Source organism: Paenibacillus anaericanus (assembly GCF_003994475.1).
Lineage (GTDB): Bacteria > Bacillota > Bacilli > Paenibacillales > Paenibacillaceae > Fontibacillus > Fontibacillus anaericanus.
Genome location: NZ_RZNY01000031.1, coordinates 45,278 through 60,187, shown reverse-complemented (window position 1 = coordinate 60,187; position 14,910 = coordinate 45,278). Strand labels below are relative to the sequence as shown.

Below are 14,910 nucleotides of genomic sequence, written 5' to 3'. Positions count from 1 at the left end.
CATGGCAGTCTCAAGGATTGGCCACCCAAGGAATACTTACGTTTGATGACCATGGGGTTGATTCCCCCACAAAAAATTGCGCTATGATGAGATTTCTTAAGAATGATGTGGAAAGTGTCCAAATTTAGGGGGTTGAACCGCTAGCCGACCTTATTTGCCAAATACTTGTCACTTCTACAATGTAACGGAACTGAGCGATGCTATTTACCATGTTCAGGCGGATTAAAGCACCCAAGTCCCACATTAACGTCGTACAGTTCCGTTAGAATACTCGCAAGCCTATATTCGGCCTATTAACGTCGCTCAGTTCCGTTAGAAGCAGCAGCAGTAGTTCGTTAGCATAAGGCTCCCTGGGTTAAGCCGACATTAAGCCATATAGAACTCCTCTGCGTACCAATCCATGTAAGGGACAACCTTCAACCCTCGTACCCGAGAACCTAAACATGAAAAAACCTCTCATTGGATCATGAGAGGTGGTAATGATAAGTGGTAATAAGAGGTGGTTACAGAGAGAGTTAGTTACCCTGCGACGCTTATTTATTCTCAGCAATTGCCTTGTATGCCGCCAAATCAGTGTATACTTCGACTTTAAGCGGATTGCGTTTGTGTTTGATAATTTTGTAGAAGTGGTATACGAATACAGCTATGTTAGCTGCTAATGACAATGCACTTACAACCCATAAAGCTGTTTCACTGTGTGATGATTGTACAGCGAATTTGGATTCTCCAACAAACATTGGGAAGGACATCGTAAACATCATCCAAATAGCTAAAGTCTGAGCACGGTGTTGCAGCCAAGCGCCTTTCTTGAAGAAGAACGCTGGAATTGTACATGAAATTAGCAATGCTGCTCCAGCATAGAAAGCGTGATCTGAAACCGCGTTATATACATAAGCGAAGTTCCAAATATCGTATGCGATGATCCAGAACCAAAGTTGGTCAGGCCATAACATATCCTTACTCTTATCCTTACTTATCACAATTCCCATCCAGCCAGAAATCGTAATTATGTTCAGTATGCCGGCAACCCCATTCATAATGTTCCAAGGTCCGCCAACCATCATTACGCCATCGACCATACCATTCAGGCTATACACTTGGAAATCCCGAATAACAGCTTCTAGAATGTTGACTGCCAGAATAATAGCCGGGAACATCAAGATGTACTTATTGTTGCTCCAACCTTTGATAAACCGGATAGCTAGAAAGCCTAAACATCCTGCCAGTGCTGAATAAACTTTCACCCAGTGAAACCAAGTACCTACACTAGAACCTTCTCCTGCTGTGTTTGGCCAAACCGCAACGGTTAGCACAATCGGTAGCGCCAGGAACAAAATGATCGAAACCCATTTGCTCATCCGAGCTATTTCATTGACAAGCATTAAACCAGCTAGTACCGCAAACCACATGAGAGCTGAATACCAGGGTATGGATTCAAATAAAAACATGACTTACCCCTCCTAAAATTTTAGTTAAATATGATGTCTTGAGTTGAATATATCCTAATGTATATTCCCTATCAATTTTATAGAAACGTTGATTTAAAAGGCTTTTATAAGTCTTCTTTCGAGTTGTGTTTACACTACCAAATGCAATCAAAACCGCATATACAAACTAAATTTATCCCTTCTGGGTAGGTTTGCTTAGGAAAGCTTGATTTTAACGGAATCCAGGGCTCTTTTTACCCAATTATCTAGGTTTATTGAACTATGCGACTGTAAAGCTAACTTGAAAGTAAAAAAACAGCCTCATCGACAAATTACGCACTGTCGGTAAGACTGTTACTTGTATATTCGGAATTTTTTGCTAGATTAGGACTCAGAAAAATCGATTCACCAAATGCTTTGCATACACGATACAGTTCTCAAGTGTAGGAAAGTTCATAATTTCACCAGCGTAATAGATCTGGTCTCTTCCCTGCATCTGATCAATCCGCTCATAAAACCCGTTACGTAAGGCATTCGAATCTACATGCGGAAACTGCTTCCAAGACTTCATCATGTACAGGCGGATATTCTCCCCACCCAGTTCACGAAGTTTGTTCTCTACCGTCTCCCGCATCTGCACATCTGTCATCTGCTCGTTCTCTGCCACATACACCGTAACCAAATCTGTAGCACCCAAATCAGCCCATCGATAATACCAAGCCATCATATGTCCCTTGCGTTCAGGATACATGTTGTGGGGAATATAGCCGGAATGTGCCGGAATGCCTTCCACTCTGTAGGCGTAGACACGAAAACGCTCATAAATAATACTGTCAAATAGCCCCTTATCAGCAGGAGACAAATCAACGATATGACCCATATGGTGTAAGGAAGCCGTATAAATAACCTTATCAAAATACAAAATATCCTGACCTGTCTCCACCCGGACCCTACCGTCTGCCACCTTCTCCATATGATGCACTTCACAAGTCAATCGTAGATCTTCTACCTGGTCTGCCATGCGTTGGATTAATTGATTAACTCCCTTGGGCCATGTAATCATGTGTGTAATTTCAATAAAAGCCATTAGATTATCATAACTCAGAAATTTCAATACATAGGCTGCAGGCACATCATAAATGCTTCCAAATCCGAAAGTACTAAAGTAATGCATATAGACCTGCATAATGACTGACAAGTCATTCTCTTCACACCATGCAGAAAAAGGCTGGCACAATTCCGGTGGCAAATGGAGAAAACCAGGCTCTTTGAGTGATTCATATCGGCTCAGAACCTCCGGTAACCGTCTGAATTCCTCCATAAACTCCGCCACTTGATCTAATGGAATCTGCGACATCTTCCTTCCTTTGGCATCGAAGAATCCCCGCTCCAATAGCGGGCCTTTATCCATAAGGTCAAACTCGGCCATCAGCTCCATTGTATGTTTATATGAGGGTAAGCCAATGAGAGTCCCCATTTCATACGTTTTTCCCCGGTACTCAATCGAATGACATTTGCCACCTACGCGTTCATCCTTTTCAAGGATGGTGATATTCGTATATCCCTTCTTCGCTAGCTGATAGGCCGTAGTGACACCCGATATCCCTGCGCCGATGATCCCTATTTTAGCATGATACTTATCTTCTTCCATCATCTATGATCTCCTTGTAAACAACCAGAGCGGCAAAGGCTCTTGCCGACCTGCATAGTTAAGTGCGATATCTGATGGTATTTTCCCCTGATTAGGTCCATCTGTAATTGCTCTGTTGAAATTGTAGTGGCGGAGAAATATTTCTAATCGCTTTTCTAGCACCATGAATGAATCGATCGTAGGATCACTCCAAGCCTGCTGATAGAACTCCTTCGTCAATACAGCGACAAATGATTCCAAAGGTTGAAATATCTCCTTATTTTCTGCGGTAAAGGCCACTTGGTTAATATTATTTTTATGTAAAAAATCCGTATACTTATGATTGCCTCTATCCCAGTTTGTGGTGAATTCTCGACTTTTGTTCGTAACCAAATTTTCAATTTCAAATTGAAGGGTCTTCATCAAGGGTAAAATCTTCAACGTCATAAAGTCGATAAAATGAATAGTGGCCTTGCGATTATATAGCTTAACTAGTCCTAATCTTGAATGGACATCATAGATCACATATTGATACACCTTTCCGATCTTCGGAAACACACCCATATAATGAATACTCTGTTGAACCATATAACCAGGGTGAGCATGGCTTGGATCTTTCATTGTATAGTCGATGGGCTGCTGCTTGTGCTTCTGTCTTTCTATAGGGGTTCCCAACTGCTGGCCCTTACCACCGCGCGTATTATATGTATCTCCATCATGGCGTTTCTTAGCTTTGATCTCGGCGGCGTACACTTCACGCTGTTCTCGCTTGCTTAACCTGTTTCTCCTTAATACATTGTAAATACCAGACTCGCCTACCTGTACGCCCTCATCCTGAAGCTCATAATAGATCCGCTTTGGCCCATCCTCTGGAAACCTTGCCACATACTTTAAAATCATTTTTTCGACTCGTTTATCTACCTTATTAGGCATGATCGGCTTTCGTTCTTTCTCTGTAAGCCCTTCCATTCCATGCTTTAGGTAAGCATTATACCACTGATAATAGATGGTTCTAGAAATACCAAACTCCTTACAGGTTTTGCTCACATTTTTTGTGGTGATCCCCTGCCTAATAATTTGATATTTATCTTTCTCATTCAACCCATTCACCCCCTTATACGAGTGTAATTATGTCTATGTGGGCTAGTCAGTACTTTCTAATTTTAACATAGAACATGACTGAATTACTGCTAGTAATACAAATATCCCCTCCTTGTCCACTCGATCCTCATGATACCATAAGGATTTTTTTGAGTGTCTAATTAGAGGGGATGTCATCCATTCCAAATTCATTTTGTCGTAAAAGCTAACCTTTTACAGCCGAACTGACAGTTAATGCTTTTTCAATTTGCTCCGAGAACAATAGGTAGATCAAAATAGTAGGAATCGTCGATATGACCATAACTGCGCCCATTGTGCCCCAATCGGAGCCAAACTGTGTCTGGAAATATAACAATCCGAGCGGCAACGTCTTGAGCATATTGTCGCTGATCATGACGAGAGCAACCAGGAATTCGTTCCACGCGAACAGGAAGACAAAGATGCAAACTGAAGCGATCGCTGGCTTCACAAGTGGAACCATGATTTGGAAGAATGTTTTGTATACACTGGCACCATCAATCGCCGCCGACTCTTCTATTTCGAAAGGAAGTGAGCGAAAGAATGCATAGAAAATAATTGTGGAAAAGGAAAGCTGAAACGCCACATAAGGTACAATCACTGCTAAATAACTATCCTGAAGATGCAAATCCCGAGAAAGGACAAGAAGTGGAATCAATATAATCTGCATCGGTATGAACATTCCTGCAGTCATATAAATACGTGCAGATTCTGCATACCGCCATTTCATCCGTGCGGCTGCATAGGAGAACATAAGCGAGAGTATAATCGTAATGGCAACCGTCCCAATCGAAACGATAAAACTGTTCTTGAAATAAAGCACCAGATCAAAAACATCAAAGGCATTCACATAATTCTCAAACCGCCATACACGAGGAACACCAAACACGTTCGTTGAGAAAATCTCTTCATTATTTTTAAATGAATAAAACAACAACCACACTAATGGATATAAACTAATTAAGACAAAGAACAGAAGAGAACCATAGGCAGATATTCTGTTCGCTGTTCGCTTTAACATAAGATCCCCCCGTCTAATAACTGATTTTCTCCCGGGCTACGATTTTGTTGATAAGAATGGTAAAGAGCAAGCATTCAATAACAAGGAAGGCTGCTGCAGCCGAACCGTATCCGTATTCACCGGAGCGGAAAGCCGCCTTGTACATCATAAAAGTAAAGGTATACGAAATATTACCAGGGCCGCCGTTAGTCATGACGAACATGTTCTGGAAGGCATTCAAACCACCTGTTATAGCCATAATTAAACAGAATTTATAGGTCTCTCCGAGAAGTGGAATCGTAATCTTCCAATGACTTCTCCAGAAGGTAGCACCATCAATTGTAGCTGCTTCATAGAGATGTTCGGGTATAGATTTGATGGCAGCATAGATCAGTACGAGATGGACACCCAAGTTCTGCCATGCATTTGTAAAAGCAATCGCCCATATCGAGCTATGTTCTCCACTCAACCAGGCTTGCTGATAATTAAAACCAAATAAAGTGAATAGACTATTAACCAAACCACCATCTGTGTTGTATATAGCTATAAACAATTGGGATACGACAACACTCGATAGGACAACCGGAATGAAATATGTTGTTTTAAAAAATTTACGACCAAATATATTTTTATTACTAAGGGCAATAGCCAACACCGTGCCAAGTCCTAGCTGATAAACAACGAGCACAAAAGCAAATATCAAACCGTTTTTGAGCGATACCCAAAAATCGTCATCCTGAAATAATCGTATGAAATTATCAAGTCCATTAAAGGTTGCTGGTGTTAACCCATCCCAATCGAAGAAACTCTTCTGAAATGTCTGAAGTATTGGATAAACAACCATGATGGAGAAAAAAAGCAACGTCGGGACGGTGAAAACAAGTAGTGCTACCCTGTATTTTTGTTTCGAAGTCATATGCTCCTCCTTTAAAAGCAGGTTGCCCTCTTTACAAGGACAACCTGCTTGATGTGCCTTTTAATTACGGACTCTCTCTAGTTCTTTATTCATATCTTGAATAAAATCATCCAATTTTTGACCGGCCAGCAGCTTTTGTGAGTTGTCTTCAATAACCGTTTTAAACTTTGCATTCTCAAAGCCCCAAGCGAAGGTTGTCATCGATTTAAAATTGACTGCATCTTTCGCATACTGCTGCTGTATCGGTGTAAAACCAACTGTCGGCTGTACCTCTTCTACCAAAATGGAGTTCGGATCACCGATTTGAATGACACGCTGTTTATTAAATTCTAATGATATCAGTGCTGCATACTTTGCTGCCACTTCTGGATATTTCGAGTTTTTCGAAACGGCAAAACCTTGGTTAAAGCCTCCACCACTAATATTCCACTGAGCACTATCTACCTTGTCGGCATCTGTAAATGGAGTATAGAGCATCCCCATCTTGCCTTCACCGAGCCCTTCTTCCAAAGCACCCATCGACCAGGCACCATTCAATAACATAGCTGCTTTGCCAGATGTAAATTGCGCAACTGCATCATCATACGTCGTATTGAAGGCATTTTTGGACAACAGCCCTGCCTTAACAAGCTCTTCCAGCTTACTAGCACCCTGTATATATGCCTCGTCCGAAAAGGTACCTTCACCATTGTCCAGTTTCTTCAATCCACCTGGATCTGAGCCAACAATGGCCATATCAAGTAGTTGCACACCGGTCCATTTTTCTTTGGCAAACAACGTAAGTGGTGTAATTTCTTTCGCTTTCAGAGCTGTAACCGCTTCTAATAATTCCGTATAGTTAGCAGGAACCTTAATATTGTTATCCTCAAAAATCTCTTTATTGAAGAATATAACTGCAGCCCATTGACCAACGTTAGGAACCGAATAGGAATGGCCATCCTTATTCCATAACATCGCTTTGGAAGTTTCGTTCAGCTTGGACTCGATGTCATTTGCTTTTACCACATCATCCAGCACCAACAAATTGTCTGAATTCTTTAGCGTTTCGATCAGCCCGCTTGAGGCAAAAAAGATGTCTGGCAAGGTTCCCGCCGCTGCGTACGTTTTAATTTTTTGTTCATCATCTTGAGCTGCAACCTCAAATTCCACCTCTACTTCAGGCATTACTTTTTTCATCGCTTCTTTTGCAGCGTCATAAGCGGCTTTCTCTTGGCCACTATATTGCGCATAAAATTTAAGTTTAATGGTTTCCACCGTTTCCGGCTTTTTTTCTACATTATTTCCGCTAACTTCCTTGTCTGCCCCCTTGTTAGATGAGCCGCAACCAGATAGTGCAACCATAACAGACAGCAGAATTAATGCCATTGCATGCGTTTTCATTTTTTTCATTTTTTCTTATCCCCCTTCGTGGATCTGTCTATATTGTAGTTAATATTAGCGCTTTCATTAAGGGATAAATCGGAACACATTTGTATGATTTGACCTCTTTTGTGTTATTTAGAGTGCATGACTTCATATTCGCTTGGGGATAAGCCTGTGTTTCGTTTAAAGCTTTTACTGAAATGTCCTGGGTCACTGTAGCCTACCATTTCTGCAATATCAGTCAAACGCAAATTTTTACCAGATAGTAGTAATTCCTTGGCTGTTTGCATCCGCAGTTCAAAGATATAGTCACTGACACTGATGCCGAGCTCTTGCTTGAAAACTTTGAGCAAATAACGCGATTGAATATAGAGATGCTTAGCAACATCCTCAACCTTTAACTGATTATCACTGTAATGGGTATCGATATATTCCCTTGCAGAGTTCAACAGCTTAACCGCTTTGGAACGCTTCATGCCTTTGGATTGACGAGCAACATTCAAATATAAGTCGGTGATCCAGGTGAAACCCGCTTCGAGAGATGGCTTATTAAAAATTTCCTTAAAAGGCGAGAATCCTTCTGGCAGTAGTTGATCAACCCGCTTGTCCATCTCATAAATATAGGTCAAGCATAAGGAAACAAGCCCCGCCATAATCATATGAATATAATCGCTGGAAAGCTGCTTAGTCTGTATATAGAGGAGGATTTCATCTAAATTGTTCTTGATCTCCTCTTCATCATGTAGCCGCAAATGAATGAGTAGTTTCTCATTCATTTCACTTGGATAGAAACCGACATTGGCTGATCGGGAGGTAATGTCCCGAAAATCAACCACATCTTTGTGGTTCATAGATATTTTATTCCTTAAGGCTATAACCGCATCTATATAAGATTGACGGATCGAAGGGATTCCTTGTCCCGTGCTGCCGATCCCGACGGTGACACTGAAACCAAAATGCTTTTTAATTAATTCGCTGAGTCTCTCGTAGCTGTAGCTAACGAAACTCTCCTTATCTTGTTCACCTGAGAAGTGCAGAAGTGAAATGACGCAGTTTTCTGGCCCATTAAAGATAAAATGCTGACCATCCGGTTGAACTAAATCCTGTAATAAATTACTGATGATATATTTTCGCAATCTTATTTCTTCGGAATCCGGCCACTGCTCATGCAGGCCATTAATTTCAACTGCAACTACCTGGAAGAGCAAACTCCCCTCCTCGAGCTGGTAGTGCTTTAACTGACTTTGTATCGTTTCATTATCCTGCTCGTATGCGTTGCTGATCAGCAGGTTGAGAAATCCTTCTTTCCAGACATGCTGTTCATTTTTTGTCTTATCCTTCTCCACTTGCGTCTTTTCCATGGAGCCTTTCACCTTAGCAAGAGCCATATGCAACTCCTCCTCGTCAAAAGGCTTCAGAATGTAATCATCTACACCGATTTTGACCGCCTGCCGAGCGTATTCAAATTCACTGTGGCCCGTAACCAGCAAAATAAAAGTAGTGGGATACAACAGCTTCACCTTAGCTGCTAGGTCCATTCCGCTCATATAAGGCATGTTGATATCGATAAAAGCAATGTCGGGGCGCACCTGCTCAATAAGTTCCAGCGCCTCCATACCGTTCTTCGCCTCTCCACATATTTGGTACCCGTTCGATTCCCAGTCGATTACATTTCGGAAATAGCGACGAAATACCGCCTCATCGTCAGCAAATATTATCTTGATCATGTTCGGAATCTCCATTCGTTAGTGGAATCTCAACTGTTACTGTAGTGCCTCTTCCTAACTGGCTTTGAATTTGAATTCCGTAACGTTCCCCAAAATACAGCTTGATCCGGTCATTGACATTGCTGAGGCCGAAGAATTGACGTTCTTTACCGTTCGCTTTCCATTGCTCTAGGCATTCCGGTGGAATGCCGACTCCATCATCCTTCACGCGAATGCGCATTGCATCCTTATGACGTTCACCTTCTATGGTTATATGCCCGAAGCTGCCCTTCTCCTTCAATCCGTGATAGATCGCATTTTCTACCAGGGGCTGCAGGGTCAACTTGGGTATGGCGTCGTTTAAAAGCTCACTTGGAATCAGAATTTGGAAATCAAACAAATCTGAATAACGAGCGCTCTGGATGTAGAGGTAACTATGTAGGTTGCGAATCTCCTCGCGAACTGTAATCATCTCTTTGCCATTACTCAGGGCAATTCGATAAAAATCAGCTAGTGCCTTGGTCGCCTTCCCCGCCTGCTCACTTTCTCCCGCAATGCATAGCACATAGATCAAATCTAGTGTATTGTAAAAAAAATGCGGCTTAATTTGATCCTGAACAAGCGCCAGTTCATATTCACGTTTTAATTGTTGCTCCTCCTTCACCTTCACAAGCAAATCATTAATACGCCCCAGCATCATATTCAGTCCGGAACCAAGAATACCAATTTCATCTCCTCTTCTAACTTCAACAGGATTATAGATATCTTCTTCGCGAATCCGCCTCATGTGTTTGGCTAGAGAAACAATGGGTGAAGCAATAGATTGATTCAAAACGACAGCGCCCATCAGAGCGAATAGTAGACTGATTCCGCAAACGATCAAAATTACATTAGTTACCTGTCGAGTTTCCTTAGTGAGATCCTTCAGCCCAATTTCATTCACCAATTTCCAGCCTGACTTGCCGAAGGGCGTCGCCGCCGTAAGTAATACTTTCTTCCCGTTAACCGTCTTCTCTTCCTGAAGAATCGCAGTATTGGTAGGGAAGTTCAATTTTTGATCGGGATTTAGTGGCTGTAAAATCTGCATCTCATCCGTCGATGAAATGACAAGACCCCGATCGTCAACGATATAATAACCGTTAGGTTGTTCAGTTCCAACCGGACGATAGATGGATGATAGCGCTTTCTCATTCACGTTTACAAATAGATAACCGAGGGTTTCCAGCGTTTCAGTATCCAATATTTTCTTTCCAATCGTTAGCACGGCCTGCTCCTTATTAAGCACCCAAAAATCCCGACGCTGCATCGGGAACCAACTATTAATGCCATTTTGTTTCTTCACTTCATCAAGCATGGGGCTTAACAAGCCTTGGGAAGTACCCTGAGCCAACCTGGGGTCCGTCACATAAATATTATCATTTAAATCGATGAACAGTGCGGATTCCACATCTGGAAAGATCATTAGAGCAAAATCAAGCTTGTTTTCAATTTGATTGCGCAAAACGAAATCGTCGTTAACCTGTGAATCAAGTGAAGCTCGTTCCTGTCGTTCTAAAACCATTCGCTCCTTGTCCTTATTTAGATCAAGCATGGCGAGATTAGCAAAACTATCCGCATTGTTCAGAATGGTATCCATTCGCATCATAATGAGGCGAGACTCGTCGAGCATGTTTTTTTTGGTCTTTTTAATAATTGCTTCCGAGTTGATCGTATAAGAAAAAAGTCCCATCAATAAGAGCGGAATGAGAACCAGTGGAAAATAGATGGAAATGATTTTATTCTTAATTCGTTGACTTTTGAACCAGATAAACCGCTCGGTTTTCATCCTAGTCATCCTCTCACCCAACACTTTCAATAATGAGCTTTCTTCTAGAATCTACATATACAAAACATTTACTTACCACTTTATCATAAAACATTACTAAATTACTGCTAGTAGTAGATAAGCTTTTGGCCCAAAATGCGTCTATTAAATAGGAACCAAAGACTACTAACCAAACTTACCTCGTATTTCATATTTACGAGGTTTCTAAATTCTCGAAAAAAAAGTAAATTGCAAAATTGCAAAGTATGCTCTAAGGAAGTCGCTTCTTCTGCTACCAACTGCCCACATTGTGGTGCAAGCCTTCGGTTACATCCTCTCATTAGATTTTTAATTGGTTTAGTGTTATGGATTGTAAAATTATCATTACGATTTTCGGTTTTATTTTTCTGAAAACATTCATATCAGCATTGCCTTACATATTCGGGTAAAAAAAGAGAGAGGCTTAGGCCCCTCTCTTCTATATTATATAGACGTGACGATATTTCTCAAAGGTTACGGATAATTCTATAAGGCTCAGTACTGCTCAACTTCATACAAAGATAGATCCAATCCTTGAATAAAAGGGGTCCATTCCCCTGTTGTGTAAAGGTGAAGGCGATGCATCGCACGTGTACATGCTGTATAGAAGAGTTTGCGCTCACTTTCCCGATGATATGTCTGTGAAGAACCATCGTAAATCAATACGGCATCGAATTCAACACCTTTAGCCAGATAAGCAGGAATAATTAGCGTTCCCTTGTCGAAGGTGAACGTTGCCTTCGTGATGTGCCGCAGTTCTTGGCAACCCAAAGCTGTCAAAGTATTGTAGACCTCGCTGCTTTCGGCCGCTGTCTTCGTAATCACGCCGATCGAGGTGTAGCCTTCAGCTTGAAGTGTCGCAAGATCCGCTGCCATTCGTTCCGCACGCTTCTTACTATTATCTGACATCGATAGTACTGGCTTCCTACCCCTTCTCTCGAAAGGTACGATCATCTGCCCATATGGCAGTAATGATTTTGTAAACTCCACGATCTCGCGAGTTGAACGATAACTTCGGACAAGTAAGAACCGACTTGTCTCTTCCTCACCATAAAGCCTGGTCAATGGAGAGTCATCCTCTTCCAAATTTGTTGCCTGCGTGAAGATTGCTTGACTAAAGTCACCGAGCACTGTCATGCGAGCACGGGGAAACAGCTTTTTGAGAAACTCATATTGGAACATCGAGTAATCCTGGCCTTCGTCAACGAATATGTGCCGAACCTCCGTATTCCTACGAACGCCTTCGATGAGTTCTTTTAAATACAGGTACGGTGTCGCATCCTCATAAAATAGTTCAAGCCTGCTCAACTTTTCCTTTGTTTGCTTACAAATTCCCGACCAATACTCGGGCACTTCGGCCCCATTTGTCATCTCCCGATAAGTAACATCATCGCTAAACAGCTGGTCGTACAGCCCAACCATATCTATGAAAAGTAATCGTTTTACACCCCGTCTTAACGATTTGAAGTGCTCCTTCACGATCATCCGGCGTAGCAGTGCTTCCTCCTGTTGAGCAAAATCAAAAGAGTCATCCTCTTGCAGATGCTTATTGTGTAGCTCGTTATAGGCGTCAACATACTCTTCGGCAAAAGCGAAGACACCGTCTTCTTTACGCAGTGCCTGATAGGCTTCAGCATACTGATCGTTATCGAGGTAATTAAGTTCCTCTTCTACCCAGGATTCCTCCCGCTCTTGGCGCTCTAGTATGGTTAACTCTCGCAGTAACCATTCCTGAAGCAGAACTACACGATTAGCCAAGCGGATGGAAGCATCGTAGCTGTAAAACTGTGACTTCATTTGTTCCGCGGTTATCAAATCACGATCTCTGAACCGAATCGGGTTGAATGACATTCCTTCCTGACTTAACCACTGCGCATAATTTTGCAGCGCTTGAAGGTAAGCCTCCGACGACTTATACCCAATCCCATTCAACCGGGCCTCATACCCTGGCTCTGATCCCTCTCCCTCTGTCAACACATATTCGAGTTGATCGAATGGGTCCTCAAGACGTAGTGTCGAGCCAAGCCAGTATTCAAGATACTCTTGGAAGGTCGTTTGTTGCATATTCTCCTCACCAAGCTCCGGAAGGACTGTGGACACGTAACTACTAAACATCGGATTAGGCGAGAACAGAACGATTTGATCGGCTTTAATCTGCTCACGGTGTTTGTACAGTAAATACGCTACGCGCTGTAGTGCCGCTGAGGTCTTCCCGCTACCGGCCACCCCCTGCACAATAAGCATTCGACTGGTGTCATTGCGTATGATGGCATTCTGCTCTTTTTGAATGGTTGCCACGATACTTTTCATCTGATTGTCCGCGCCCTTACCTAGTACTTGCTGCAGCAATTCGTCGCCAATCGTTATACTCGAGTCGAATAAGTTCTGAATCTGCCCGTCACGAATTTGATACTGCCGCTTCAATTCCATTGTCCCAGCGACGTGTCCTCCTGGTGTTTCAAATGCGACCTCACCTGGGGAGTAGTCGTAATACAAACTTGCAATAGGTGTACGCCAGTCATATACCAGAAAGCTCATACCATCTTCCTCTGCGAAGGATGACACACCGATATAAACTTGTTCACTGAAGTCCAGGCCATCTTCTTGAAAGTCGATTCGCCCGAAATAAGGGGATGGCAGCAGTCGGTTCATACTTTTCCATTGTCGCAGCAACTGTCTGTGCGTGCTTTCTCGTTCTGATAACACAGCAGCCTGCTGCTTGATCGTGAAGAAAGTCTCTTCGAAATCTTCATGAGTACTCGTATTGACCGTAACTTCTTCCCAAAATCGCTTGCGGATGTCTGCTGCCTGATCGCGCAGTTGATCCACCTCGGGTTCCAGCTCGGCAATTCTCGTTCGCAGCTTTAGCGTAATTTGATCCAACCGTTCCTGCTCTTTCTGCCAATCATTTGCGTTCATCATACTCCAGAACACACTCCTTATCATCCTCGTCTGGTTAAAAAAATTACATTTGACAAACCATGAATCCACGTGGTATTATTATATTGTAAGTAAGATGCAATACTTATATCTTAAATTACAAAACAACAATAGTTCTCTTATGATATCATAGTACCTCTTAATGCGCAATTTATTTATATGTAAGAACCCGGCAGATCTGCCGGGTTCTTTTTGTTATTCAGATCATATTCCTATTTCGCGCATTTTCTCCGTTACTTCCTTGACTCTACCATCTATGTTCGTCCCGGCAAACTTCGGAAGCTTCAGTTCGCTCACGATGGTTCCGTCTCGTATAAACATTATACGTTCCGTCCGCGCCGCAACCTTCGCGTCGTGGGTCACAAGCATAATCGCAGTCCCTTCCGCGTTGATTTCGGAAAATATGTCCATAATCTCCTGTGCAGATTTTGAGTTGAGCGCACCCGTCGGCTCGTCACCGAAGATGATTTTGGGACTGTTCATAAGCGCGCGACATATTCCCGCACGTTGAAGCTGACCTCCCGAGACCTGTGTAATGTCACGTTTTTCAAGCTCCGTAATGCCTACTCTTTTCATAAGCACTCTTGCCTTCTCCGTAATTTTTACTACATTTTTTCTGTTATTACGCATCGACGGTAGAATGATGTTGTCGAGGATATTCAGATTTTTCAACATCGTCGGTTGTTGAAACACAAATCCCATTTGTGTTCTACGTATATCTGAAAGTTCATTCTCGGAGGCCGCAGATAAATCCCTATTGTCAAACACAACCTTTCCGTCATTCACGTCATCCGTTCCACTAAGTGCAAACATCAGCGTCGATTTTCCCGAGCCCGAAGGTCCCATAACCGCAACGAACTCGCCCTCGCTTATATAGGCAGATACTCCATCAAGAACATTGCGCTGCTCATCGCCCTCGCCGAAAGATTTTACTATATGATCACCGATAATAATCTTCTTCATATGC

General features: G+C 42.4%; 10 protein-coding genes. All 10 read right to left on the bottom strand.

The features are described from left to right. Window positions 1-533: 533 nt before the first annotated feature. On the bottom strand, window positions 534-1,448 hold the full coding sequence (locus EJP82_RS23885) for a DUF5692 family protein (RefSeq protein ID WP_127194578.1): 915 nt from the start codon (window positions 1,446-1,448) through the stop codon (window positions 534-536). A gap of 370 nt (window positions 1,449-1,818) precedes the next feature. After that, complete coding sequence (locus EJP82_RS23880; RefSeq protein WP_127194577.1) at window positions 1,819-3,081, bottom strand: FAD-dependent oxidoreductase; 1,263 nt, start codon at window positions 3,079-3,081, stop codon at window positions 1,819-1,821. Further along, window positions 3,082-4,158, bottom strand: coding sequence for a helix-turn-helix domain-containing protein (locus EJP82_RS23875; RefSeq protein WP_170220289.1), 1,077 nt, complete (start codon window positions 4,156-4,158; stop codon window positions 3,082-3,084). A gap of 205 nt (window positions 4,159-4,363) precedes the next feature. Then, the gene (locus tag EJP82_RS23870) at window positions 4,364-5,197 is read right to left on the bottom strand and encodes a carbohydrate ABC transporter permease (RefSeq protein WP_127194575.1); all 834 of its coding nucleotides are present in this window, start codon (window positions 5,195-5,197) and stop codon (window positions 4,364-4,366) included. A 13-nt stretch (window positions 5,198-5,210) separates the two neighbouring features. Beyond that, window positions 5,211-6,092 (bottom strand): carbohydrate ABC transporter permease, encoded by an 882-nt coding sequence (locus EJP82_RS23865; protein WP_127194574.1) that lies wholly within the window; start codon window positions 6,090-6,092, stop codon window positions 5,211-5,213. A 60-nt stretch (window positions 6,093-6,152) separates the two neighbouring features. Continuing rightward, a complete protein-coding gene (locus EJP82_RS23860; RefSeq protein ID WP_127194573.1) occupies window positions 6,153-7,481 on the bottom strand; it encodes an ABC transporter substrate-binding protein in 1,329 nt (442 codons plus the stop codon). 104 nt (window positions 7,482-7,585) lie between these two features. After that, window positions 7,586-9,181 carry a response regulator gene (locus tag EJP82_RS23855; RefSeq protein WP_170220288.1) on the bottom strand — a complete coding sequence of 532 codons (1,596 nt, stop codon included), beginning with the start codon at window positions 9,179-9,181 and terminating at the stop codon, window positions 7,586-7,588. Further along, window positions 9,159-10,985, bottom strand: a complete 1,827-nt coding sequence (locus EJP82_RS23850) for a sensor histidine kinase (protein ID WP_170220287.1) — start codon at window positions 10,983-10,985, stop codon at window positions 9,159-9,161. Before EJP82_RS23850 ends, EJP82_RS23855 begins: the two co-directional genes overlap by 23 nt. Window positions 10,986-11,498: 513 nt before the next feature. Further along, a complete protein-coding gene (helD, locus tag EJP82_RS23845) occupies window positions 11,499-13,922 on the bottom strand; it encodes an RNA polymerase recycling motor HelD (protein WP_127194581.1) in 2,424 nt (807 codons plus the stop codon). Between the two features lie 225 nt (window positions 13,923-14,147). After that, window positions 14,148-14,906, bottom strand: a complete 759-nt coding sequence (locus EJP82_RS23840) for an ABC transporter ATP-binding protein (protein ID WP_127194570.1) — start codon at window positions 14,904-14,906, stop codon at window positions 14,148-14,150. Between the last annotated feature and the right edge of the window lie 4 nt (window positions 14,907-14,910).